We start from the raw sequence: 24,277 nt of genomic DNA on the forward strand, positions 1-24,277 counted from the left end.
TGGTAGTGGCAGGGCCACGATCCCGTTCGGCGCGGCTGTTACGTTCGGAGGGTGAGCGACAACGAGCTGGGCATGTTCCTGCGCCTCCGCCGTGAGGCGGTCTCCCCCGCCGAGGTGGGGCTGCCCGTCGGACCCCGCCGCCGTACGCCCGGTCTGCGCCGGGCCGAACTGGCCACGCTGGCCGGGGTCAGCGTGGAGTATGTGACCCGGCTGGAGCAGGGCCGCGACCGCCGCCCCTCCGCGCAGGTGATCTCCGCGCTGGCCGACGCGCTCCGCCTCACCCCTGCCGAACGCGTCCATCTGCACCGCCTGACCAAGGGCGCCGAGCCCGGCTTCAGCTGCATGGGCGGCGCGGACCCGGTCCGTACGGTGCGGCCCACCGTACGGGCCCTGCTCGACCGCCTGGAGCCCGCCCCGGCCGTGCTGCTCAACCGGCTCAGCGAAATCCTCGCCCACACGGCCGGCTACGAGCGACTGGCGGGCCCCGTCGGCCTGTTGGACGGCAGCCCGCCGAACCTGGCCCGCTTCGTCTTCACCGACCCGCGCGCCCGCACCGCCTATCCCGACTGGGCTCGCGTCGCCGACGAACAGGTCGCGGCCCTCAAGCAGGGCCCGTTCCGCGCGGACGCCCATATCGCCCGGTTCGCCGACGAGTTGACCGTCACCACGGGAGAGGCCTTCACCGAGCGCGTGGCCACGCTGCCCGGCCTCCCCAGGTCCAACGGCGTCACCCGGCTGTGCCACCCCGAGGTGGGCGAGCTCCGTCTGGCGTACGAAACCCTCGAACTGCCCGCCGACGACGACCAGCGCCTCATCGTCCATCTCCCCGCCGACGACGCCACCTCCGCCGCCCTCGACCGCCTCACCGGCCGCCACCCGGGTGCGCTGCGGGCGGTGTCGTCCGGCTGAGGTCGTTCCGCATAATGGCCTCTGCTCCTGGCCCGCATCAGATCGAGGTCGGGGCAGGAATGTCCGATACGGGGGAGGCATAGCAGTGCGAGACCAGCTCCTCGGGGGCCGCTACCGGCTGGTGCGAGAGCTCGGCGAGGGCGGCATGGGCCAAGTATGGGAGGCGCAGGACGAAACGCTGGGCCGCCCTGTCGCAGTCAAAGTGATCTCCCTGCTCGCAGGTGGCGGAAGCCGTGGCGACGAGGCGCGCGCCAGGTTCCTGCGCGAGGCACGGATCACCGCCCGGCTACAGCACCCCAACATCGTGACCATCCACGACCTCGGCGAGACCGGCACCGAGGGCAACAGGGCCCCGTTCCTGGTGATGGAGCTGGTCCGGGGCGAGGGCCTGGACGCGATGCTGCGCCGAGGCGCCGTCACCTTGCCGGACGCGGCCCGATGGGGCAAGCAGATATGCGACGCGCTCGCTGACGCGCACGGCGCCGGAATCATGCACCGGGACATCAAGCCGTCCAACATCCTCATCACGCCTTCCGGCATCGTGAAGGTCCTCGACTTCGGCGTCGCGCGGGCGGCCGACCCGTACGCGACCGCGGACCGCCTCACCCAGACCGGGTTCATCGTGGGCACACCCCCGTACATGGCACCCGAACAGGCACGGGGTTTCCCGGAACCGCGCAGCGACCTGTACGCACTCGGCTGCCTCCTCTTCGAACTGATCACAGGCCGACTGCCGTTCCAGGCCCCCGACACCGTCGGCTACCTCACGGCACACCTCACCCAGGCACCCCCCGCCCCCAGCTCGGTGTCCATGGGCATCCCATCCGCCTGGGACGAACTCGTGCTGGCCCTGCTGGACAAGGACCCCGACCAGCGGTACCCGAATGCCGCCGACCTTGCCCAGGCACTGCGACAACTCGACCACGCGCCTGAGCCCGCGCCGTCAACGGGCGAGCCCGCCCCACCCCCCACCGTGCCGGCCACGACTCCGCCGCGGGTTGTCCATGGCGATGCCCCGAGGCGCATCGCGCTCGCCATGCGCGCTCTGCTCGCCAAACGCACCGCAGAAACCGTCACCCACCAGGCGACGCTGCTGGATCATCTCCGCAAGGTCGCTCCCCCTCCGTCACCGCCCCCGGCCGTCGCTGCCCAGAAAACCGAGCCGTGGGTCCGCGCGGTCCCCTCGCCGCCGAGGCCGGCTCCGGAAGGGCCCGGGGGCGGTGCCCAGTGGGCGCGGTTCGGCCCTCCGGCGGCCGTGTTCGTGCTCGTCTGCGTGTCATCCGACTTCTGGAGCACCAACATCGAAGCTTATGGCTTCAACTCGGCCGGGGCCTTCTCGGTCTGGCTTGTGCGCTTCCTCGTGGTGGGCCTTCTCGTGTTCACCGCTGCACTGACACCGCAGTCCAAGGCCGCTACCCGAGGCGCGGGTTACGTGTTCGCATTCTTCAACGCCGTCGGCTTCGTGCTGGGGGTGACCCTGGGCCCGGGGCCCACACTCGCCCACGACATATCCCTGTACTGCACGGCGATCTTCCTGAGCGTCGCGGCGTACTGCTACCGCGAGATAAAAACCCGGCGAGCCCGGTCGGCCCACCGCCGGTCCTAAAACGCTCGCGCACCGACCGGCCCGCGATGCTCGCACTCGCGGGTGACGTTGCCGGGTTGAGGGTTCTCGATGTCGGCTGCGGGGCCGGGCACTACGCGGCCGAACTCCTGGCGGGTGGTGCCGAGGTAGTCGGAATCGACGGTAGCGCGACTCTGCTGAGGCACGCGCGGGAGCGACTGGGCGACCGGGCCGAACTGCGCGTGCACGATGCGGAGAAGCCATTGGATTTCCTCGACGACGCGTCGTTCGACGGAGTCGTGTGCGCATTGATGCTCCACCACATCGTCGACCGGCCGCGTCTCCTCGGCGAGCTACGACGCGTCCTGCGTCCGGGCGGGTGGCTGCTGGTCTCGACGACCCACCCCACGGCTGACTGGCGGAAATTCGGTGGTTCTTACTACGCCGAGGACTGGGTCGATCTCCCGGTCGCCGGAGGCGCGTTGGCAATCCACTACGAACGCATGCCGCTGGAAACGTTCCTGAACGAGCTGCTGGCCGCCGGATTCATGCTGGAAAAACTCATTGAGCCTCGCCCGACGCCTGCCCTGCGAGAACTCGACGAAACGGCCTACACCAAGCTCCACCAGGCGCCGTGCTTCCTTGCTGTCAGGCTTTTCCGGCCCTGACGGCACGCAGCCCCTGCCTCCCAGCGAACGCGCACCACAACGCCAGTGACTTTATGGTGAGTATCGGACAGCGACACGCCGACACCACGGCGTGTCGCTGTCCGATACTCACCACAACTCAAGCCTCGGGCGCCAAGGTCACCGGTATTGGCGTTACGGAAGCTCTTGTCCGGGGGGCGGACGCAGCGCCTGCCCGTGTGGGGTGAAGGTGAAAGTGTCCGCGAAGCGCTCCATGCCGCAGCGGACCGCGAGCAGCAGGGGTTCGTCGTAGTCCGGCGGCCAGGACGAGGCGGCTTCGGGCGCGGTGCCGTTCCAGAGGTGGAAGAACACCATGGGGTCCTCGGCCCGCGCCGTCAGATAGCCGAGCGTCTTGCCGTAGAGCGGGTTCGTGCTGCCGAACAGCACGGAAGGCGGCCCGAACGCGGCGACCACATCGGCCCATCCCCGGTCCTGACGGACCCACTCCGCGATCCGCCCCCGCATCGACGCGTACGCCTCGGCGTCCAGCACGCGATCCGCCTCCAGCCACCCCGCCCGGCGGGCGAACTCCGCGTAGACCGAGGCCGTCTCGTGCCCGTGATCGCCCGGCAGCAGGGACCGGAACGCCCCCACCACCCCGGTCGCCGTCCAAGCCCCGCGCTCCTCCATCGCCCGCCGCTCCTCGGCCCACGCCTCTTCCCGGCGCTCCACGAACAGCAGATGATCCAGCAGTAGCCGGAGGCCCAGCTCCCCGCCCATCATTCCGGGCCTGCGCAGAGCCAGGTTGAGGCGGTCGACGAGGTAGTCCCGTATTTCGTCGGGGGACGCGAGGGCGGCGGGAGGGATCATGCCGCCAAGAACCTATCCTCGGGCCTCGAACTCGTCAGCCTTAACACCACGTATGAACATGGTCCATTCGGTAGCGCCCTCGACGCGGTCGTCCTCAACGCCGGGGTGATGCTTGACCATCCACCCCGCCGCGAGACCAAGGACGGCCATGAGTTGATGTTCGCGACACCGCGGTCGCGGCGCGCCTGTGGGACGCGAGCCGTGAGCTGACCGGCGTCGACCCGAGCGTCATCTAGATGATCGATTCCAAGGGATCGGCTGCGCGCATGAAGTGATCATCTAGTTGAACGGTGCCAGGGTGCGCAGGACGTCGAACTCGTTGCCCTCGGGGTCGGCCATGACCGCCCAGCTCCGGCCAGGGCCCTGGCCCACGTCCACCTCGACGGCGCCAAGGCCAAGCAGCCTGGCCACCTCCCGGCATCTGACGGGCCCGGACCTCCTCGACGGTCGGCTCCCAGGAGCCGATCTCGACCTTGCCCTCGCTCCGGTCGATCACCTTGAAGTCCAGGACCGCGCACCAGAAGGCCGCGAGCCGCTCCGGATCGTGGCAGTCGACAACCAACTCGGTGAGCTACTGGTCATTACTCCCCCAGACAGTGCGGACGGGGGCTCAGCCTATGGGGCCGCGCCACCCCTCCGGTCCGGAAACGCTACGACCACCAACCCTTGGAATCGATCATCTAGCCTACCTCCGCGGGGCAGTGACGGCGATGTGCCCGGCCTCGCAGCGAGACCGGGCACCTCCTCAGTGATGCTGGGCGGTCTGTTCCGGCTCCGGGGCGCCTAGGTGACCGTCAAAGTCACCGGCCCATCGGGCATCGGGGTGCCGTTCGGGAAGCCGAAGGACGAGGACTTGCGCGCCTGGTCGGATAGGCGCAGGGCGATGGTGTACGTCCCGGGGGCCACGTTGGAGGGGAGTGAGAAGGAGAGGGTCAACGGGCCGCTGAAGGTCACTGAGTTACCGCCGGACACGGCCGGGATCCACTGCCCCGAGGAGTCGATCAGGTAGAGGTCGTGGCTGTTGACACCCGCGGTGGTACCCGAGACGTTGACGGTGAGGCGGATGTCCGTGAAGTGGTCCGTTGCCGGGATGGTGGTGGGCGAGAGCGTGGCCTGGTCGATCTCGGGCAGCACCGTGTCGGGTGCCGAAGTGATCGTCAGACCGGTCTCCGGTGCGCCGAACTCCGAGCCGTACAGGGCGACGTTCCCGGCGTTGTCCGTGATGATCACGCCGGTGATGTGGCAGGTGAAGACCCCCCGCGGCACGTCGTACTTCACCGAGACGGTCCCGTCCGCCGCGGTCGTTGCCGTGATGGAGGTCTGCCGGCAGCCGTTGGCACTGTTGGTGTTCACGACCGCCGACGCGACCTCGCCCTGGTCCCCGTGGGGCTGGAAACCGACCTTGATCGTCCGGGCGCCGTGCCAGGTGTCGACCGGGTTGGGCGTCGCCGTGAAACCGTCCGCGGAGAGCACGTCGTTGGAGGTGACGTGGACGGGGGCGGCTGAGAGGTTGTTGTAGGTGCTGGTGTTGCCCGCGTTATCGGTGAGCTTGACCTGCGAGACGGTCCACGTGCCTGATGCCGCGTGTGCGGGGAAGGTCACGGACACGCGGCAGGACCCGGCGTACGTCTGGCCCCAGTCGATGTAGCCACACCCCTCGTAGCCCGCGTACCAGGTCCATTCGATCGCGAACGAGCCGGTCAGGTGCTGCCCGTCGGGGCCGGTCACCGTCAGGGTGCCGCCGGAGATGCCGGCCTGGGGGTCGTGCACGTCGAGATCGTAGGTCATGCTCGACGAGTCCTCGCCGACGTAGACGTACGGCTCCTGTTCGTGGTTCACCGCGAGGTCGTCGTACGTCGGGCCCTGCTCGTCGGCGAGCGTCTTCGCCTCGAACGTGTTGTGGAAAGCACCCAGCTTGGTGGCGTCCCAGTCCAGCGAGGTGCCCTGGTTGTCCCAGGCCTCTAAGCGGGTGACAGCCCAGGTGACCGACGTCCCGGCCGCGTGCTGCGGAACGGCCAGGGTCCACTCATAAGTGGCCTCTTGAGGCGTCGAACCGGGCACCACGGTGATGTCCTGGCCAAAGGAGCCCACGTCATAGGTCCCGACCAGCGGCACGCCCAGGTAGGTGCCGGCCGTCGCGCCCTGGCGGTGCAGGTAGACCCGCGTGCTCATGCCGTCGGTGTCCGGGGTGGTGTCCGTCATCGTCCAGCGGAGCGTGACGGTCTGGCCGCCAGGCGTCGCGTCCACCTCGGACGGGGTGAAGTCCATGTCGGTCACGGCCATGGTGCCCGTCTCCTGCGCCGCCGCGGTCCCCGTGATCGGCGTCAGAGCCAGCGCGAGCCCCACCCCGATCGCCGCGGTCATCCGTCTCAGTCGTAAGCGCAACTCTGGTCCCCTCATTCTGTTTTCCGTCGTGTCCCCGTAGTCGGGGTAAGCGGACTGTAACAGTGCAATCACTGATCTGTTCGACTGCGAGCCTGGGACTGGCTGGGCAGGCTCGGACGGCGACACGCAGCTCTTGCGATGGAAACCGGAGGAGTGCCGCCGGGAACGGCCCGGGGGAACACCGGGCCGCGGGCGGCGCACATCCCGGCTCACCGTGTGCCAGGAACTGAGCCTCGCCGAGCAGATCGGCTACACGACGCAGCTCACGGTCGTCCGACCCGGCTGAGCCTGGGTGCAACTGGGCCACCTTCAGACGCGCTCCCCCGCCAGCCGGGCGGGACCCTGGAGTCATGCGTACGGATCACACCGGTCGCATCGCCGAACTGGGAGACTTCCTGCGTTCGCGCCGCGACCGGCTGCGCCCGGAGGACGCCGGGCTGCCGGTCCCCTCCCGTACTCGTACCAGGCGTGCATAATCCTCGCGTGTTCGACTTCGGGATCCAGGGCTACCGGCCGCACTGGACGAGCGGCGCCCGCGCGGTCAAAGAGGCCCACGGAGCCCGGCTGCGGACCCTCATCGGCCGCCCCCTGACCCGGCTGTGGGTGGTGTGGGACCTCGGGGACGACGAGTGGTTCCCGGACTGTCCCGTGTTGCTCGACTTTCACGGCGAGCAGGTGGAGATCAACCACTGGAAGCTCGACGAGCCCTCCCTCACCTGGAACGCCATCGATCCGCGCCGCCCCGTCGAGTGGCCGGGCTTCGCCCTCCGATGGCGCGACGACGCCGTCCCCGAAGCGGCACCCCTCCTGGGCCGCCCCCTCCGGAACGTCGAATTCCTCGAATGGACCGGCCACGACGCGGCCCGAGGAACCGTCGACATCAGCTTCGTCTTCCCAGAGAGCCGGATCACCGTCTCCAACGCCCTCGACGAGAACGGGCTGTCTTTCGCCCCGCCACACCGCCAGTCGCGGCCGCGCCCGCTCGGCTGAGTCCCCCGTGGCGGAATAATCCCCGGTGACGTCCGAGCTAGCGACATAGGAAGCAGCAACAAGAAACGAAGGTGCGCGGATGCACGGTGAGTACAAGGTGCCGGGCGGGAAGCTCGTGGTCGTGGATCTCGAGGTCGCGGGCGGACGGCTGAAGGACGTCCGGGTCGCGGGTGACTTCTTCCTGGAGCCGGACGAGGCCCTGCTCGCCATCAACCGCGCGCTGGAGGGCGCTCCCGCCGACACCGACGCGCGCGGGCTCGCGGGGCGGGTCGAGGCGGCGCTGCCGGAGGGCACGGTCATGTTCGGGTTCACGGCCGATGCCGTGGGCGTCGCGGTGCGGCGGGCGCTGGCGCACGCCACGGACTGGACGGACTACGACTGGCAGCTGGTCCATGAGGGTCCGCAGCCGCCCGCCCTGCACATGGCGCTGGACGAGGTGCTGACCGAGGAGGTCGCGCTGGGGCGGCGGCCGCCGACGCTGCGGGTGTGGGAGTGGGCCTCCCCGGCCGTGATCATCGGCAGTTTCCAGTCGCTGCGCAACGAGGTGGACCCCGAGGGCGCGGGGCGGCACGGCGTCGAGGTGGTGCGGCGGATCAGCGGTGGCGGGGCGATGTTCGTGGAGCCCGGCAACACCATCACGTACTCGCTGTATGTGCCCGAGTCGCTGGTCTCCGGCCTGTCCTTCGCCGATTCGTACGCCTACCTCGACGACTGGGTGCTGGGCGCGCTCGGCGACATGGGGATCGCGGCGTGGTACCAGCCGCTCAACGACATCGCGACCGACGCCGGGAAGATCGGCGGCGCGGCGCAGAAGCGGGTGGTGACCGGGGCCGGTGCGGTGCTGCACCACGTGACGATGTCGTACGACATCGACGCGGACAAGATGGTCGAGGTGCTGCGCATCGGGCGGGAGAAGCTGTCCGACAAGGGCACCAGGAGCGCCAAGAAGCGCGTGGACCCGCTGCGCCGGCAGACCGGCCTGCCGCGCGCCGCCGTCATCGACCGGATGATCGCCTCCTTCCGCGAGCGGTACGGGCTCGCGGACGGCAAGGTGACGGCGGACGAGGCGGCGCGGGCGCAGCGGCTGGCGGAGGAGAAGTTCGGCGCGCGGGAGTGGACCACGCGGGTGCCGTGACGGCGGCCTGAGCGGGCAGAGCGTGGGCGCGTCAGGTCCAGTTGGCCGGCTCCGCCAGCGCGTACGACGTCGCGATCCGGTGCTGGTCGTGGAGGATCGTCAGGGTGGACGCCCCCGCGGGGGTGCCGTCCCGCCAGGCCGTGCAGTAGATGCCGCTGGACCAGCGGATGGTCTGCGAGGTGGAGGGCAGCAGGGTGATGCCCGTCGAGCTCACGGTCTTGCGTCCGCCCAGCCACACCTCGTACGCGCCCTGGCCGTCGCCGGCCAGCTTGAGCCGTACGACCAGCCTGATCCATGTACCGCGCAGGTCGGTGATCTTGCCGACGGTCCCGGAGACCGCGCGGCCGCCGTAACGGATCTCGTCCCCTTGGACGAACATGAGCAGCCAGGGGCCCTCCGGGTCCTCGGGGGACCACTGCTGGAAGGTGACGTTCTGGTTGTGGAACCGCCAGTCGGGCGCCAGGCGGATGGCCTGGCCGTAGTAGCGGTCCTGGCCGACGCTCTGCGCGCCCCGCCGGAGGACTTCGGAGTGGTAGCCCCCGGTCTCGTTGATGTAGGTCTGGGTCGCCTCCAGTGAGTGCGCGCCCTTGTAGGCCGGGGTGTCGATGGTGCTGATCGAGCCCTGTTTCTGGGTGTAGCTGTAGTCCCAGCCCTCCACGCTGCCGCGGTTCTGGAAGGTGACGCCCTCCGGCAGTTCGGCGGCCGAGGCCCTGCCGGAGGGCGTGAGGGTGGTGAGGGGCCCGGCTAAGCCCAGACCCAGACCTCCGAGCAATGTGAGTGCTTGTCGTCGCTTCATGTCGCGAGATGATGGGCGCCACCACGCCAATCGTCAAGGAGCGCGGCCAATAAAGGTCCGATGACTAGCGCTGGGAAGCCTCCCTCTCCCGCCGCCCCAGCATCAGCAGGGCGTACAGGACGAGAGAGGTCCCGAGCCCCACCGCCCAGCCGTAGTCGCCCAGCGGCTTCAGGAACGGGATCAGCCCGTCCGCCGGGAACGGGCCCGCCTTTCCGGGGTCGGTGTGCGCGCCGCCGATCGCCAGCACCCCGCCCGCCGCGAAGGCGGCGAGCGCCCGCCAGTTCCAGCCGCCGGAGTACCAGTAGCGGCCGCCCGCGCGGTAGAGGTCGGGCAGGTGGAGGAAGGCGCGGCGGATGATCCAGTAGTCGGCGATGAGGATGCCCGCCACGGTGCCGAGGAGGGCGCCGACCGTGTCGAGCCAGGTGAAGATGTACACATCGGGGCTGGAGTACAGCTTCCAGGGGAAGATGGCGACCCCGACGACCGCGGCGATCACCGCGCCCACCCGGAAGGTGATCTTTCCGGGTGCCATGTGGGACAGGTCGAAGGCGGGCGAGACGACATTGGCCGCGATGTTCACGGACACGGTGGCGATCAGGATCGTGATCAGGGCGAAGAGGACCCCCGCCCAGTTGTCGATCTTGGCGGCCACTTGCTCGGGCTGCCAGATGGGCGCGCCGTAGACCGCCTGTGTGCCGGAGGTCACCAGGACCGAGAGCAGGGTGAAGAGCGTCATGGTGGTGGGCAGGCCCAGGGACTGGCCCCACAGCTGGGCGCGCTGGTTCGCCCCGTAGCGCGTGAAGTCGGGGATGTTGAGCGAGAGGGTCGACCAGAAGCCGATCATCGGCATGAGGGCGGGGAAGAACACCGACCAGAAGTCGCCGCCCCAGCCGAGCCGGGAGGGCTGGTCCAGCAGCGGGCCGAGGCCGCCGGCCTTGTCGGAGATCCAGATCAGCAGGGCGACCGCGCCGACGATGACGAACGGGGCCGCCCAGTTCTCGAAGCGCCGCAGGGTCTCCATGCCGCGCACGATGATGGCTATCTGCAGGCCCCAGAAGAGGGCGAACGACAGCCAGTGCGTCCAGGGATAGCCCCCGAGGGAAGCCGCGCCGGTCCACCAGCCGCCGAACATCTTCCCCGCCAGCAGGAAGATGGCGGCCCCGCCGATCCACGTCTGGATGCCGAACCACGCGCAGGCGACGGCCGCGCGGATCAGCGCGGGGAAGTTGGCGCCCCGGACGCCGAAGGAGGCGCGGGCGAAGACGGGGAAGGGGATGCCGTAGCGGGGGCCGGCGTGGCCGGTGAGCAGCATCGGCACCAGCACGATCACATTGGCCACGGCGATGGTCAGCACCGCCTGCTTCCAGTCCATGCCGAGCTGGATGAGGCCGGAGGCGAGCGTCCAGGTGGCCGCGTTGTGGGCCATGCCGACCCACAGGGCGGCGAAGTTGTAGGTGTTCCAGGTCCGCCGGGCCACGGGGACGGGCAGCAGATCCTCGTTGGCGTACCGCCCGGTGGGGACGGCCGCGCCCACCGGGAGCTCGACGCGGCCGTCGGGGTGAGTGGTCTGGGCGGATCCGGGGGGCGGGGTGGGCGGTGCGCTGGTGCTCATGGGACCCCTCTTCGTTCGACGGCGGTGAGGACGGGAAGAGGACGGGAAGGGGAGGACCGCTCAGCCGGCCAGCGCCGGGATGACGCGTTCGCCGTACGCGTCGATGGTGGCCTCCTTCGCGTCGTGCATGGCGTAGACCGCGAACTGGTCGACCCCCAGCGCGCGCAGCGCCCGCAGCTTCTCGACATGGGCCTCGGCCGGGCCGAGCAGGCAGAAGTGGTCGACGATCTCGTCGGGCACGAAGCCCGTGCTGGGGTGGCCGGCGCGGCCGTGGTGGCTGTAGTCGTAGCCGGCGCGGCCCTTGATGTACGCGGTCAGGGCCTCGGGGACGGCGTCGGAGTGCTCGCCGTAGCGTTTCACCAGGTCGGCGACGTGGTTGCCGACCATGCCGCCGAACCAGCGGCACTGCTCGCGGGCGTGCGCGAGATCGTCCCCGATGTACGCGGGCGCGGCGACGCAGATGGTGAGCGCGTCCGGATCGCGCCCGGCGTCCGCCGCGGCGGCCCGTACGGCCTTGACCATCCACTCCGTCAGATACGGGTCGGCGAGCTGCAGGATGAAGCCGTCGGCCTTGCGCCCGGCGAGGGCGAGCGCCTTGGGGCCGTAGGCGGCCATCCAGACGGGCAGCCTGCCGTGTTCGACCCAGGGGATGCGCACGGGGGTGTCGTCGACGACCGCCTCCCGCCCCTCGGCCAGGTCTCGGATGGCGTCGATGGCCTGGCCGAGGCGGGCGAGGGTGTTGGGCTTGCGGCCCGCCACGCGCATCGCGGAGTCGCCGCGGCCGATGCCGCACACGGTGCGGTTGCCGTACATCTCGTTGAGGGTGGCGAAGGTCGAGGCGGTGACCTCCCAGGTGCGGGTGCCAGGGTTGGTGACCATGGGGCCGACGATCAGCCGCTCGGTGTGTTCCAGGATGCGGCTGTAGATGACGAACGGCTCCTGCCACAGCACGGCCGAGTCGAACGTCCAGCCGTGTGTGAAGCCCGCGCCCTCCGCACGCCGCATCAGTTCGACGACCCCCGCCGCCGGCGGATCGGTCTGCAGGACGAGCCCGAAGTCCATACTCGCTCCCAGGGTCGGTCCGGATAAGGGTCAGTCCAGGTACTGGCAGGTGTCGCGCGCGATGAACCGCCCGTGCCCCGCGCGACCGGTGAACCGCCGCCGGTCGATGACGGTTTCGCCGCGCGACAGCACGGTCTCCACCTGCCCGGTGATCCGCTTGCCCTCGTACGCCGAGTAGTCGACGTTCATGTGGTGGGTCTCGGCGGACAGGGTCTGCTGGGCCCGCGGGTCGTAGATGACGAGGTCGGCGTCCGTCCCGGGCGCGATGGTGCCCTTCTTCGGATAGAGGCCGAACATCCGGGCCGGGGTGGCGCAGGCGATCTCGATCCAGCGGCGGCGCGAGATGTGTCCGTCGACGACCGCCTGGTGGAGGAGGTCCATCCGGTGCTCCACGCCCGGCATCCCGTTGGGGATCTTGGAGAAGTCGCCGCGGCCCAGCTCCTTCTGGCCCGCGAAGCAGAAGGGGCAGTGGTCGGTGGAGACGACCTGAAGGTCGTTGGTGCGCAAGCCCTGCCACAGCGCGGCCTGGTGTTCACGCGGCCGCAGCGGGGTGGAGCAGACGTACTTGGCGCCCTCGAAGCCCGGCTCGGCGAGGTTGTCCGTGGACAGGAACAGGTACTGGGGGCAGGTCTCGCCGAAGACGGGGAGCCCCTTGTCGCGGGCCTGGGCCAGCTCCGCCACGGCCTCCTGGGCCGAGACGTGCACGACGTACAGCGGGGCCCCGGCCACCCGGGCCAGCTGGATCGCGCGGTGGGTGGCCTCCGCCTCCAGCAGCGCCTTGCGGACCTCGCCGTGGTGGCGGGGGTCGGTCCTGCCCTCGGCGAGCGCCTGCTCGATCAGGACGTCGATGGCGAGGCCGTTCTCGGCGTGCATCAGCATCAGCCCGCCGTTCGCGGCGCCGCGCTGCATGGCCCGCAGGATCTTTCCGTCGTCGCTGTAGAAGACGCCCGGATAGGCCATGAAGAGCTTGAACGACGTGATGCCCTCCGCCACGAGGAGGTCCATCTCCCTGAGCGAGCTCTCGTTGACGTCGGCGAGGATCATGTGGAAGGAGTAGTCGATCGCGCACTGGCCCGCCGCCTTGGCGTGCCAGTCGTCAAGCCCCTCGCGCAGCGAGTGGCCCATCGACTGGACCGCGAAGTCCACGATGGTCGTCGTCCCGCCCCAGGCCGCGGCGCGCGTGCCGGTCTCGAAGGTGTCGGAGGCGAAGGTGCCGCCGAAGGGCATCTCTATGTGGGTGTGCGCGTCCACCCCGCCCGGGATGACGTACTTGTCGGTGGCGTCGATCGTACGGTCGGCCGTCCAGCCCTGGGCGTACGCGCTGTCGGACGCGGCGAGGGCGGCGATCCGGCCGTCCTCGACGAGGACATCGGCGCGGGTCTCCTCGGCGGCGGTGACGACCAGGCCGCCGCGGATCACGGTGCGGGACGTCACAGCGCGCTCCTTCCGGCCTCGTCAGCCGCTTCCGCCGAACCGTCCGCCATGGCCTGCGCCGTGCGCAGCGCCGTCGCCAGGATCTCCGCGCCCTCCTCGGCCTCGGCGGCGGTCAGGCTCAGCGGCGGGGCGATGCGCAGCACGCTGCTGTTGTGGCCGCCGCCCTTGCCGAGCAGCAGCCCGCCCTCGCGCGCGGCCTCCAGGACGGCCGAGGCCGCCTCGGGCGAGGGCCGGTCGCTGCCCGGCTCGACCAGCTCGATGCCGATCATCAGCCCCCGGCCGCGCACCTCGCGTACGACGTCGAGTCCGGCGGCGGCGGTGTGCAGCCGCTCCATCAGCAGCCCGCCCACCCGGCGCGCGTTGCCCTGCAGATCGTGTTCGAGGAGGTGGGTGAGGTTGGCGAGGCCGGCGGCCATGGTGATGGGGCTGCCGCCGAAGGTGGAGATGGAGTTGGCGCCCAGACAGTTCATGACCTCGGCGCGGGCGACGACGCCGCCGATGGACATGCCGTTGCCGATGCCCTTGGCGAAGGTCAGGATGTCCGGCGGGCCGGAGGCGGCGTGGGCCTGCCAGCCCCAGAAGTGGTCGCCGGTCCTCCCCCAGCCGGTCTGCACCTCGTCGCTGACCCACAGGATGCCGTGCCGGTCCAGGACCTCGCGGAAGGCCGCGAACAGCCCGTCGGGCGGGGAGGTGAACCCGCCGACGCCCTGCACGGGCTCCGCGATCAGCGCCGCGACCTGCCCGTACGCCTGGCCCAGCACATCCTCCAGGTCCGCGACGCACGCCTTGATGAACTCGGCGTCCGACAGCCCGGCGTACGGGCCGCGGCCGCGCACCCCGCCGTGCACGTACAGCGTCTGCAGCGGGGACAGGCTGGTGGGCGACCACGAGCGGTTGCCGGTGATGCCGACGGTCGAGAAGGACCGGCCGTGGTAGCTGTTGCGCATCGCCAGGATCTGGTTGGAGCGCCGGTACGTGGTGGCCAGGAGCAGGGCCGTGTCATTGGCCTCGGTGCCGGAGGTGGTGAAGAAGACGCGCGGGTCGGGGATGCCGGACAGCTCGGCGACGCGCTCGGCCAGCTCCACCATGGGGCGGTCGAGATAGAGGGTGGAGCTGTGCAGGATCCGCGCCGCCTGCTCGCTGACCGCCTTGGTGACCTCGGGGAGGGCGTGGGCGGTCATGGTGGTGAGGATTCCGCCGAAGAAGTCGAGGTATCGGTTGCCGTCGGCGTCCCAGACGTGGCGGCCCTCGCCGTGCGTGAGCTCGATCGGCCGCTCGTAGTAGAGGGCCAGCCAGTCGGGCAGCACGGCCTTGTGGCGCTCGTACAGCTCGTCACTCACGGTTTCACCAGCCCCTCGTACGCGTCCGGCCGTCGATCCCGGTAGAACGCCCACTGCCGGCGCACCTCGTCGATCAGGCCGAAGTCCAGGTCCCGGACGACCAGCTCCTCCTCCTTATCGCTCGCGGCCTCGCCGACGAGCTGACCGCGCGGGTCCACGAAGTAGCTGGTGCCGTAGAAGTCGTTGTCGCCGTACTCCTCCACGCCGACGCGGTTGATCGCGGCGATGAAGTACTCGTTGGCGACCGCGGCCGCCGGCTGCTCCAGCTGCCACAGATACGCCGAGAGGCCGCGCGAGGTCGCCGAGGGGTTGTAGACCAGCTCGGCCCCGGCCAGGCCGAGCTCGCGCCACCCCTCGGGGAAGTGGCGGTCGTAGCAGATGTACACGCCGACCTTGCCGACCGCGGTGTCGAAGACCGGCCAGCCCAGGTTGCCCGGTTTGAAGTAGTACTTCTCCCAGAACCCCTTGACCTGCGGGATGTGGTGCTTGCGGTACTTGCCGAGGAAGCTGCCGTCCGCGTCGATCACCGCCGCGGTGTTGTAGTACAAGCCGGACTGCTCCACCTCGTACACCGGCACCACCATCACCATGCCGGTCTCCCGCGCCAGCTCCCGCATCCGACGGATGGTCGGCCCGTCCGGGACCTGCTCCGCCCAGCGGTAGTGCTCCGCCTCCTGCACCTGGCAGAAGTAGGGGGCGTTGAACACCTCCTGAAAGCCGATCACCTTGGCGCCTTGCGCGGCCGCCTGCCGGGCGTACTCCTCGTGCTTCGCGATCATCGATTCGGTATCGCCGGTCCAGGTGCACTGGACGAGCGCGGCACGTACGACGTTGGCCATGGTCAGCTCCTTCGCCTTCGCAGACGTCTACGCACGTAGATTCCGGCTGTGGAAAGAACGTAGAAGCGCACTGACCACTCTGGCAATAGCGCGGCCGTTACTCAACGAAGACGTTCACGTTTCGTGTTATGTCAGGCAAGTGGTGTCAGGCGGGGCCGGGCACGCCCGGCAGCCCCGCGACGCGCAGGGCGTGCGCGAGATCGTGGTGGCTGCTGGAGGACACGCCGCTCGCGGCGTCCAGCAGCAGCGGCACCAGCTCCGCCGGGGCGCCCGCCGCGGCCTGCGCGGCCTCGTCGGGTCTGCGCGCCCGCACCAGCGCCTCCAGCAGAAACGCCGCCTCCGCCCGGCTGCCCGAGGCCAGCAGCGCGAGCACGGTCTGCGCCACCTCGGAGACGGGGCGCGCCACGCCCTGCCGCAGCAGCCGCGCGCCGTCCTCGCCGCGCCCCGCGGCGACGAGCGCGCCGGCGGCGGCCGCCAGCGCGGCGGGCGGCAGACAGGCCACCTCCCACAGCAGGGTCGCCACGTCCGCCTCGAGCCCGGCGCGCTCCAGCTCGGCGGCGAGCAGAGGGAGCCAGGGGGCGGGCCAGGCGGCGGCCTCGCACAGCAGGACATGCGCCTCCCCGCCCCGGCCGTCCGCCCGCAGCCGCGCCAGCCGCTCCACGGCCTCGGCGGCGGCCCGCCGCGCCTCGGCGGACCGCGCCGCCTCCCGCGCCGCGCGCCGCTCCGCCTCCTCCTGCACCTCGCCCCGCCTGCGCCGCCTCGCGCCGTCCCCACCGCCCTCATACGCCCCGGCGAACCGCGCGCCCCGCGGCGTGACCGGCTGCCCCGCCTCCGCCCCGGCCCCGGCGGGCGCCGCGACGGCCTCCGCCGAGATGGCCCCCGCGAACCGCGCGCCACGCGGCGTGACCCGATCCCCTGCGGCCGCTGTGGCCTCCTCGGCCCGTGCCACGGCGGGCTCCCCCGGAGCGCCCCCGGCGTCCCCGGCCGGCGCGGCCCCCGCGAACCGCGCGCCCCGGGGCCTGAACGGTTGGCCCTCCGCCGCCCCGGCTTCGCCGGACCCGCCGGCCACAGCCGCGCTCGGCCCTCCGGGCCCCTGAACCGCCCCGGCCCCGGAAGCGTCGGGGCCCACCGGCGCCCCGCGACCGCCCGGCCCTTCAGCCGCGCCCACCCGGGCCCCCGGGCCGCCATCGGCCGCCCGGGCGCCGTCCACGCGCGAGACCACCCCGTGCCCGGCCGCCGGGGCGGACCCGGTGCCGGACGCGTACGGGCCAGGGTCGGCGGGCTCCTGCCCGACGGCCGCCTCGTCGTCCATCCCCTCGTACGCCGTCGCGAACCGCGACCCGCGCGGCCGCCGGACCCGGGGGGCGGCCCCCGCGCCCGCTCGCGGGCCGCCCGCCCCCGTGCCGTCATCAGCCGACGGCGCCTCGCCCCGGAACCACCCGTCGGGCGCGGCGAGACCACCCCGCCCGCCCGCGGACGACGAACCCCCGCGGGGGGCGGGGGTACGGGCGGACAAGGCGGTGTCCAGGGCGGTCAGGCGGGCGCGCAGTTCGTCGCAGCGGGCGGTGGCGCGCTCCCAGTCGTCGCGGGCCCAGGCGAGGTCCGTCGCGAGGCGTTCCCGGGTGTCGGTGTCGTCCTCGGCGGTGGCGTCGCGTACGGCGGCGTGGAGTTCGCGTTCGCGCTTGGCCGCGTGTCGCTGTTCGCGGAGCATCGCCTCCAGCCGGCTTTGGAGGGCGGCGTGGCCGCCGACGGTGGTGTCGTAGGCGGTGACGGAGGCCCGGTAGAGGCCGGCGGCGCGGGCGGCGGCCTCCTGGGCGACGTCGGGGCCGCGCTGGGCGGACAGGTCCTGGAGCAGGGCCTGGACCACGTCCCAGGGCGGCACCTCCCGGCCGTCGAGACATGCGCGCATGCCTTCCGGGTCGCGCTGCGCGAAGACCCCGTACCAGCCCTTCTCCACGTCCAGACGCCTCGTCAGCGCACGCAGATAGCGCGCGAACTCCGCGACCTGGGCCGGGAGTTGACCGCCAGCCATGGTCGTCATCCTCTCCCCTGGCTCCCCGTGGACGAATCCCCCTCCAGTGGGCACGCATTCGACACCCTCTGTGTTACGGGAACGGTTACGAACGTGCTACGGGCGTTTTTCCGACTCCGCACACGCTCGCCAACACCCGCGACGCACACGCCCGCCGCACACAACACGCGACGCGGCCGACCGCGCCCAGCGCACGGTCGGCCACGTCGCGCGGCATCACGTCGGCTTCACATCGGCGTCAGGTCGGCGTCACTTCGCCGGGCTGACCACCATCGCCGAGCCGCCGCCACGCCGTACCGTCTCCGCCGCCGCGAGCCAGCGCCCGCCGGACAGCCGCTGTACGCCGGTCGCCGCCCCGATCTCGGGGTTCTGTTTGAAGGAGTGGCCGAGCGTCGTGAGCTGTCCGCGCAGCGGGCTGTTCCACAGCCCCGGTTCCAGCTCGGTCTGCGCGGCGTTGCGCTGGCTGGCGCGGGGCGCGGCGATCGCGTCGACCAGGGGCATGCCGCGGTCCAGGTGGTTCAGCAGGGTCTGCAGCACGGTGGTGATGATGGTGGCGCCGCCGGGCGAGCCGAGGGCGAGCACGGGGCGGCCCTTGTCCGTCACGATCGTGGGCGACATGGACGAGCGCGGCCGCTTGCCGGGGCCGGGCAGGTTCGGGTCGTGGACGGCGGGGTTGGCGGGGGCGAAGGAGAAGTCGGTGAGTTCGTTGTTGAGCAGGAAGCCACGGCCGGGCACGGTGATGCCGCTGCCGCCGGTCTGCTCGATGGTGAGGGTGTAGGCGACGACGTTGCCCCACTTGTCGGCGACCGTGAGGTGTGTGGTGTTCTCGCCCTCGTACGTGGTGGGGGCCGCGGTTCCGCCGCTGTCGCAGCCGGTGGGGCGGGTGGGGTCACCGGGGGCGAGCGGGCTGCTCAGCACGGCGTCGGCCTTGATCAGGCAGGCCCGCGAGTCGGCGAACCGCTGCGAGGTGAGGCCCTTGGTCGGCACGTCCTCGAAGGCGGGGTCGCCGACCCAGCGCCCGCGGTCGGCGAAGGCTATCCGGCTGGCCTCGATGTAGCGGTGGAGATAGTCGCGGTCGCTGAGCTTGGTGAGGTCGGTCTTCTCCAGGATGTTCAGCGCCTCGGCGACCGTGGTGCCGCCGGAGGAGGACGGGGCCATGCCGTACACGTCAAGGCCGCGGTACGAGGTCCTGGTCGGGGCCTGACGCTTGACCTCGTACGCGGAGAGGTCCCGCTCGGTCAGGTCGCCGGACCGTACGACGCGCTGCGCCGCCGGGTCCACGGGGGGCTTGCGCACCGTTTTGACGATGTCGCGGCCCAGTTCGCCCTTGTAGACGGCGCCGACGCCCTTCTTGGCCAGCAGCGCGTAGGTGCGGGCCAGGTCGGGGTTGGTGAAGGTGGAGCCGACGACCGGCAGTTCGCCGCCGGGCAGGAACAGCTTGGCGGTGTCCGGGAAGTCCTTGAAACGCGCCTGGTTGTCGGCGGTCTGCTGACGGAACGTGGCGTCGACGGTGAAGCCGTCGCGGGCGATGCGCTGGGCGGGCCCGAGCACCTGGGCGAGCGAGCGGGTGCCCCAGGTGTCCAGCGCTTCGTCCCAGGTGGCGGGGGTGCCGGGGGTGCCGATGCTGAGCCCGCTGGTGACGGCGTCGGCGAACGGGATCGGCTTGCCGTCCGCGCCCAGGAAGAGCTTCTCGTCCGCGCTCTGCGGCGCCCTCTCGCGCCCGTCGAGGGTGAACACTTTGTGCTGCTTGGCGCTGTAGTAGACGAAGTACCCGCCGCCGCCGACGCCCGCCGAGTACGGCTCGGTGACGCCGAGCGCGGCCGCGGTGGCCACGGCCGCGTCCACGGCGTTGCCGCCGTGCCGCAGCACCTCGATACCGGCGGCCGAGGCGTCGGGGTCCACGCTGGAGACCGCGCCGCCGTAGCCGACGGCCACGGGGGTCTTGGCGGGCGTACCGGCCGGGGCCGCCGCGTCCGTCGCGCCGCCTCGCGCGCCCGCCGGGGCGATGCCGAGGGCGACGACCAGACCGGCCGTCGCGGCGAGGGCCGGCAGTCGGCGCAAAGCGGTGGAAGCGGCTGTGGTCGGGGACGATTCGGCTGGTCTTGCGGCGTGCTCCATCCGGGCCTCCAAGCGAGCGGCAGGGGGCCGGAGCCTACCGGTGACCGTCCCGGAAACGACAGGGGGCGCACAGAAGGCGAAGGCACCCATACGCTCGAACAAACACCCACATCGCGGCTACGATGCGCGGCCATGACTGACACCGTGCAGGACCTGATCGCTTCCGGCGCGGCCCTCGTCGTGGGCCTGGCCCTCGGCTGGGCCGTGCACTCAGCCTACGTGCGCCGCAGGCGCACCCGCGAGCAGTCGTTCTTCGGCCTGCCGGACGGCTCGGAGTGCGTACTGGTCACACACCGCGACAGCACCTCAGCGCACTGGAGCATCCCGCGCCATGACGCGCTCGCGCTGCTCGGGCTCGCCGCCGTCGTGGAGAACTGCGGCGCACACGCCGAGGTGGCCCCGCACGACACCGGGCTGCAGGGGTTCGGGGCGCGCACCGAGTTCTGCGTGGGCGACCCGACCGCGCACCGCCGGCTCGCCGCCCATATGGGGAATCTGCTGCCGGGGGTCGCGGTCCACCAGGGCGACGAGAACCAGGAGCGCGGCTCGTTCACCATAGGCGGCACCGAGTACCGTCCGGAGCCCGGCGCGGTGGAGTATGTGCTGCTGGCCCGGCTCACGGCGGCCGAGGGTGGCCGTCCGGTGTTCCTGGCCGCCGGCCAGCGGCCGGTCACCCATCGCGCCGCGATCCGCCACCTGGTGCGCAACCGCGCCCGGTTCGCCCGCAAGTACGGCGCGCACGGCTCCTTCTGCCTGCTGCTGAAGGTCGTCAACTCGCAGGCGTACGGCCCGGACGTGGTCGAGGTGGTCGCGGACGTCACCAAGGCGGCGACCTCGGCGCCGGGCCGCTCGCGCGCCGCCCACAAGTCGGACTGAGCGCGTTTGTAGTGAGTATGGGACAGCGACACGCCGTGACGTCGGCGTGTCGCTGTCCCATACTCACTACACATTCAGGCGGCGAAGCCCGGGGTCTGCCAGAGTTCGCCGCCAGCGGTGACCCCCAGGGCCTGATGGGTTTCCAGGGCCCCGGCCCAGGCGCGGGCGGCCGGGCCCCTCGCGAAAGCGGCTGTGGCCAGGGCGTCGGTCCAGGTCAGGCCGGGACCGGTCAGGGTGAGGGAGGCCAGGGCGGTGGCCGGTTCGCCGGTGTGCGGGTCCAGCACGTGCGGGCCGCGTTCGGCCGTGCCCGAGGTGGCGACGGCCAAACCACCTCCCCCGCCGGTGACGACGGCGCACAGCGCCCCCGGGCGCAGGGGGTGGGCGATGCCGATGCGCCAGGGGACGCCCGGGGCCGCCTCGCCCCGCAGCTGGATGTCCCCGCCGCCGTTCACACAGGTGTTGTGCGCCCCCGCCCCGTACAGGATGCGGGAGGCCCGCTCCACCGCCCAGCCCTTGACCATCCCGGACGGGTCGAGCCGGCCCCCGGCCGTATGGCTGAACCAGCCGTCGGTGGCGCGCGCGGCCGCCTCGCACAGGCCCATCACCTCGGCCACTTCGGGCTCGCACCGCGCCACGGGGAGCTCGCCCCGGCCGAGCCGGCTGATGGCGCTGTCCGGGCGGTAGGGGGAGAAGACCTCGTCCACGTGGTGCAGCCAGGTCACGGCCTCCTCCAGGGCCCGGCGGACGGCGGGGGTGGCCGGGTCGCGGATGTCGAACGAGAAAACCGTGCCCATGATGTGCTCGACGTGGCGCAGGCCCCCGCGCCGCCCGTCAGACACCGGCCTTGTCCAGGGCGCTCTGCAGGGACCGGACGTAGCCGTCGCTGGTGTAGGTGGCGCCGGAGACCGCGTCGATCCGCGCGCTCTGGGCCTGCAGTGTCTCGTCGGTGAGCTGCGGTACGGCGTACGAGGCGATCTGCTGGGAGCGGCCGTCGCCCGAGGGGGTCTGCAGCGCCCTGACGGCGGTGATCTTCCCCTTGGAGAGGGTGACGGCGAGCTGCACCGGGCCGTAGCGGGTGTCGATCGTGCTGCCGGTGTAGGTGCCGGTGGCGCCGGCCGAGGTGGTGTGGGAGGTGGACGGCGACGACGAGCCGCTCGACGAGGGCGAGGAGGCCGTTGGGGACGGCGGTTGGGTTGTTGTTGTGGTCGTGGCGTTGACGTGTGGTTTGAGCGACAGCAGCAGGACCACGCCCGCGACGGTCGAGACGGTGGTGATGGCGGCCTTGCTCACGGCCGGAACTCCTTTGCGGGCTCGGGTCAGGTCGGGGTGGGGCTGGGGTCGGGGGTCGGGGTCGGGGGTCGGGGGTCGGGGTCAGAAGGCGAACGACTCGTGGTGGATGCGGCGGCGTGGCACCCCCGCGCCGCGCAGGGCCCGCTGGGCGGCCTCCGCCATCCCCGGCGGACCGCACAGGTACACATCGCGTTCGGCCAGGTCAGGGACCAGCCGGCGCAGACCGCGCGAGGTGAGCGGGGAGGAGTACACGGCCGGCTCGTCGACGACGTAGTGGACGGTCGCCCCGCGCCGGGCGGCGAGCTGGTCGAGTTCCGCGCGCAGCGCCAGGTCCTCCGGCCGCCGGGCGCGGTAGACGAGGGTCACCTCGCCGGGGATGGTCTCGAACAGCGCCCGCAGCGGGGTGATGCCCACCCCGCCGCCGAGCAGCAGCACCTTCGGCGCGCGCCGGCGGCGGGCGGTGAGCGCCCCGTACGGGCCCTCGGCCAGGACCCGGGTGCCGGGTGTGAGCCGGGCCAGCGCCGCGCTGTGGCCGCCTGCCGCCTTCACGGTGATCCGCAGGTAGGAGGGGTGGGCGGCGGCCGAGAGGGAGTACGGGTTGGCGGCCCACCACAGGCCCGGCGCAAGGAAGCGCCAGCGGAAGAACTGGCCGGGCTCGACGCGCAGCTCGTCAAGACGGTCGCCGGTCAGATACACCGAGACGACGCCGGGCGCCTCCGGCCTGACCTCGGAGACCCACAGCCGGTGGCGCAGCGCCCGCCGTACGGGGACGGCGAACCGGAACCACAGCAGGAGCGCCGCGACGCCGCCGTAGAGGGCGTACCAGGCCAGCTGGGCCGTGTGGTTGCCGACGAAGTCGGCGCCGTCGGAGAGCTGGTGGCCGAACGCCAGGAAGATCGCCAGGTAGGTGGCGAGGTGCAGCAGGTGCCAGGTCTCGTAGGAGATCCGGCGGCGGGCGGCGCGCGCGGACAGGACGCCGGTGGCCAGGAGGAGCAGGAAGCCGACGGTGCCCTTGAGCAGGTCCGGGTAGTGGAGGACGAGGGTGGTGGTCTGGTCCACGACGCCGGTGTGCGAGGTCAGCGCATAGCCCCAGATGATCAGCAGGGTGTGCGCGAGGGCGAGGGAGACGACGTACCGCCCGCCCATCGCGTGCCAGCGGGCCAGCCGGTCGCTGCCGACGTTGCGGTCCAGCACCGGCACCCGGGCCATGAGCAGCAGCAGGACGGCGGTCGCGTATCCGGCGAGCAGTCCGGTGATGCGCCCGGCGCCGGTCAGCCAGCCGGCCGCGCCGACCACGGAGGTGGTGTCGTGCCACCACAGGGCCAGCACGGCGGCGGCGCCCGCCCAGATCGCCAGCTGGGTGAGGGCGGGGACGAGGTCGGGCGGTCCCGGGGCGAGCGGTCGGGCGCTCGGCGCACCGGCGCGGCGGTCGTGGGCGGTGGTGGCCACTGAGTCGTCCTTTCGCGGCTGGTGGGGGTGGTCAGGGCGGTCAGCATCACAGGGCTTCTTCTGAGGACCCTCTGAAAAGGCTTTGGAAAGCGGACTCGGGGGACGTTTCAGAGGAAACTCAGAGCAAGCTCACAGGGCCCGGAGGCCCGGCACGCGGGGCGCCCGGGGGATGCTGGACGAGTCATGGAGAACCAGATCACCGGCCCTTTCCTGCTGCGGCCCGACGGCAGCCCCGTTCGCGTCCTCGTCGTCGACGACGAGCCCGATCTGACCGAGGTGGTGTCGGGGGCCCTGCGCTACGAGGGCTGGGAGGTGCGCACGGCGGCGGACGGGGCGTCCGCGCTGGCCGCGGCGCGCGCGTTCCGTCCGGACGCGGTCGTGCTGGACTGGATGCTGCCGGACTCCGACGGCCTGACCGTGCTGCGCGAGCTGCGCGCCGAGCTGGAGGGCGTCTGTGTGCTCTTCCTCACCGCCCGTGACGCCGTGGAGGACCGGATCGCGGGGATCACCGCGGGCGGCGACGACTATGTGACCAAGCCGTTCAGCCTGGAGGAGGTCCTGGCCAGGCTGCGCGGGCTGCTGCGCAGGGCCGGGATGGCGCGCGGGTCGGACCTCCACCAGGCCGACCGGCTGGTGGTGGGTGATCTGGTGATGGACGAGAAGGCGCGGGAGGTCACCCGGGGCGGGGTGGTGGTCGAGCTGTCCCGCACCGAGTTCGAGCTGTTGCGGTTCCTGATGCGCAATCCGCGCCGGGTGCTGTCGAAGGCGCAGATCCTGGACCGGGTGTGGTCCTACGACTTCGGCGGCCGGGCCCATGTCGTCGAGCTGTACATCAGCTATCTGCGCAAGAAGATCGACGCGGGCCGGACCCCGCTGATCCACACGGTGCGCGGAGTCGGTTATGTGCTCAAGCCGAACCAGCCGGAAGCACCGTGAGCGACGGGCGCGCG

General features: G+C 71.6%; 21 protein-coding genes and 1 pseudogene. 8 read left to right on the plus strand and 14 right to left on the minus strand.

Going from position 1 to position 24,277, the window contains the following annotated elements; translation table 11 throughout:
- Window positions 1-51 precede the first annotated feature (51 nt).
- The 3 genes from ACFZDL_RS00750 (at window position 52) to ACFZDL_RS00760 (ending at window position 3,141) form a co-directional block, all read left to right on the plus strand.
- Window positions 52-909, plus strand: a complete 858-nt coding sequence (locus ACFZDL_RS00750; RefSeq protein ID WP_353590615.1) for a helix-turn-helix transcriptional regulator — start codon at window positions 52-54, stop codon at window positions 907-909.
- A gap of 85 nt (window positions 910-994) precedes the next feature.
- Entirely contained in the window at window positions 995-2,515 is a 1,521-nt protein-coding gene (locus ACFZDL_RS00755; RefSeq protein ID WP_353590616.1) for a serine/threonine-protein kinase, read from the plus strand.
- 26 nt (window positions 2,516-2,541) lie between these two features.
- On the plus strand, window positions 2,542-3,141 hold the full coding sequence (locus tag ACFZDL_RS00760) for a class I SAM-dependent methyltransferase (RefSeq protein WP_353590618.1): 600 nt from the start codon (window positions 2,542-2,544) through the stop codon (window positions 3,139-3,141).
- 153 nt (window positions 3,142-3,294) lie between these two features.
- On the opposite strand, the gene ACFZDL_RS00765 is transcribed toward ACFZDL_RS00760, so the two are convergent.
- From ACFZDL_RS00765 to ACFZDL_RS00775, 3 genes and pseudogenes are all read right to left on the minus strand, one after another.
- Complete coding sequence (locus ACFZDL_RS00765; protein WP_353590619.1) at window positions 3,295-3,969, minus strand: hypothetical protein; 675 nt, start codon at window positions 3,967-3,969, stop codon at window positions 3,295-3,297.
- A gap of 279 nt (window positions 3,970-4,248) precedes the next feature.
- Window positions 4,249-4,531 (minus strand): annotated as a pseudogene (locus ACFZDL_RS00770) (VOC family protein).
- A 221-nt stretch (window positions 4,532-4,752) separates the two neighbouring features.
- The gene (locus ACFZDL_RS00775; RefSeq protein WP_353590620.1) at window positions 4,753-6,333 is read right to left on the minus strand and encodes a hypothetical protein; all 1,581 of its coding nucleotides are present in this window, start codon (window positions 6,331-6,333) and stop codon (window positions 4,753-4,755) included.
- 371 nt (window positions 6,334-6,704) lie between these two features.
- On the opposite strand from ACFZDL_RS00775, the gene ACFZDL_RS00780 reads away from it, so the two are divergent.
- The 3 genes from ACFZDL_RS00780 to ACFZDL_RS00790 all read left to right on the plus strand — a co-directional run bounded on the left by ACFZDL_RS00780 (window position 6,705) and on the right by ACFZDL_RS00790 (window position 8,479).
- Window positions 6,705-6,830 (plus strand): hypothetical protein, encoded by a 126-nt coding sequence (locus ACFZDL_RS00780; RefSeq protein ID WP_353590621.1) that lies wholly within the window; start codon window positions 6,705-6,707, stop codon window positions 6,828-6,830.
- Window positions 6,831-6,837: 7 nt separating this feature from the next.
- A complete protein-coding gene (locus ACFZDL_RS00785; RefSeq protein WP_353590622.1) occupies window positions 6,838-7,344 on the plus strand; it encodes a hypothetical protein in 507 nt (168 codons plus the stop codon).
- Between the two features lie 79 nt (window positions 7,345-7,423).
- Window positions 7,424-8,479, plus strand: a complete 1,056-nt coding sequence (locus ACFZDL_RS00790) for a biotin/lipoate A/B protein ligase family protein (RefSeq protein WP_353590623.1) — start codon at window positions 7,424-7,426, stop codon at window positions 8,477-8,479.
- 31 nt (window positions 8,480-8,510) lie between these two features.
- Here the strand turns inward: ACFZDL_RS00790 and ACFZDL_RS00795 are convergent, their stop codons facing one another.
- From ACFZDL_RS00795 to ggt, 8 genes are all read right to left on the minus strand, one after another.
- Entirely contained in the window at window positions 8,511-9,275 is a 765-nt protein-coding gene (locus ACFZDL_RS00795) for a polysaccharide lyase (RefSeq protein WP_353590624.1), read from the minus strand.
- A gap of 64 nt (window positions 9,276-9,339) precedes the next feature.
- Entirely contained in the window at window positions 9,340-10,887 is a 1,548-nt protein-coding gene (locus ACFZDL_RS00800; RefSeq protein WP_353590625.1) for an NCS1 family nucleobase:cation symporter-1, read from the minus strand.
- Window positions 10,888-10,947: 60 nt separating this feature from the next.
- Window positions 10,948-11,949: a TIGR03842 family LLM class F420-dependent oxidoreductase gene (locus tag ACFZDL_RS00805; RefSeq protein ID WP_353590626.1), complete on the minus strand. Its 1,002-nt coding sequence runs from the start codon at window positions 11,947-11,949 to the stop codon at window positions 10,948-10,950.
- A gap of 30 nt (window positions 11,950-11,979) precedes the next feature.
- Window positions 11,980-13,383: a dihydropyrimidinase gene (hydA, locus tag ACFZDL_RS00810; protein WP_353590627.1), complete on the minus strand. Its 1,404-nt coding sequence runs from the start codon at window positions 13,381-13,383 to the stop codon at window positions 11,980-11,982.
- Complete coding sequence (locus ACFZDL_RS00815; RefSeq protein WP_353590628.1) at window positions 13,380-14,723, minus strand: aspartate aminotransferase family protein; 1,344 nt, start codon at window positions 14,721-14,723, stop codon at window positions 13,380-13,382. The genes hydA and ACFZDL_RS00815 overlap by 4 nt, the downstream gene beginning before the upstream one ends.
- Window positions 14,720-15,562 (minus strand): nitrilase-related carbon-nitrogen hydrolase, encoded by an 843-nt coding sequence (locus ACFZDL_RS00820; protein WP_353590629.1) that lies wholly within the window; start codon window positions 15,560-15,562, stop codon window positions 14,720-14,722. Before ACFZDL_RS00820 ends, ACFZDL_RS00815 begins: the two co-directional genes overlap by 4 nt.
- Window positions 15,563-15,707: 145 nt before the next feature.
- A complete protein-coding gene (locus ACFZDL_RS00825) occupies window positions 15,708-17,603 on the minus strand; it encodes a hypothetical protein (protein ID WP_353590630.1) in 1,896 nt (631 codons plus the stop codon).
- 240 nt (window positions 17,604-17,843) lie between these two features.
- Window positions 17,844-19,712, minus strand: coding sequence for a gamma-glutamyltransferase (gene ggt, locus ACFZDL_RS00830; protein WP_353590631.1), 1,869 nt, complete (start codon window positions 19,710-19,712; stop codon window positions 17,844-17,846).
- Window positions 19,713-19,844: 132 nt separating this feature from the next.
- Between ggt and ACFZDL_RS00835 the strand changes: the two genes are divergently transcribed.
- Complete coding sequence (locus ACFZDL_RS00835) at window positions 19,845-20,588, plus strand: hypothetical protein (protein WP_353590632.1); 744 nt, start codon at window positions 19,845-19,847, stop codon at window positions 20,586-20,588.
- Between the two features lie 74 nt (window positions 20,589-20,662).
- Here ACFZDL_RS00835 and ACFZDL_RS00840 read toward each other — a convergent pair whose 3' ends face one another.
- The 3 genes from ACFZDL_RS00840 to ACFZDL_RS00850 all read right to left on the minus strand — a co-directional run bounded on the left by ACFZDL_RS00840 (window position 20,663) and on the right by ACFZDL_RS00850 (window position 23,327).
- Window positions 20,663-21,382, minus strand: a complete 720-nt coding sequence (locus ACFZDL_RS00840) for an FAD:protein FMN transferase (RefSeq protein ID WP_353590800.1) — start codon at window positions 21,380-21,382, stop codon at window positions 20,663-20,665.
- Window positions 21,383-21,419: 37 nt separating this feature from the next.
- A complete protein-coding gene (locus ACFZDL_RS00845; protein ID WP_353590633.1) occupies window positions 21,420-21,878 on the minus strand; it encodes an FMN-binding protein in 459 nt (152 codons plus the stop codon).
- An 81-nt stretch (window positions 21,879-21,959) separates the two neighbouring features.
- Window positions 21,960-23,327, minus strand: coding sequence for a ferric reductase-like transmembrane domain-containing protein (locus tag ACFZDL_RS00850; protein ID WP_353590634.1), 1,368 nt, complete (start codon window positions 23,325-23,327; stop codon window positions 21,960-21,962).
- A gap of 183 nt (window positions 23,328-23,510) precedes the next feature.
- Between ACFZDL_RS00850 and ACFZDL_RS00855 the strand changes: the two genes are divergently transcribed.
- Complete coding sequence (locus tag ACFZDL_RS00855) at window positions 23,511-24,263, plus strand: response regulator transcription factor (protein WP_353590635.1); 753 nt, start codon at window positions 23,511-23,513, stop codon at window positions 24,261-24,263.
- Window positions 24,264-24,277 lie beyond the last annotated feature (14 nt).

The organism is Streptomyces sp. NPDC007917 (genome assembly GCF_042959105.1).
Lineage (GTDB): Bacteria > Actinomycetota > Actinomycetes > Streptomycetales > Streptomycetaceae > Streptomyces.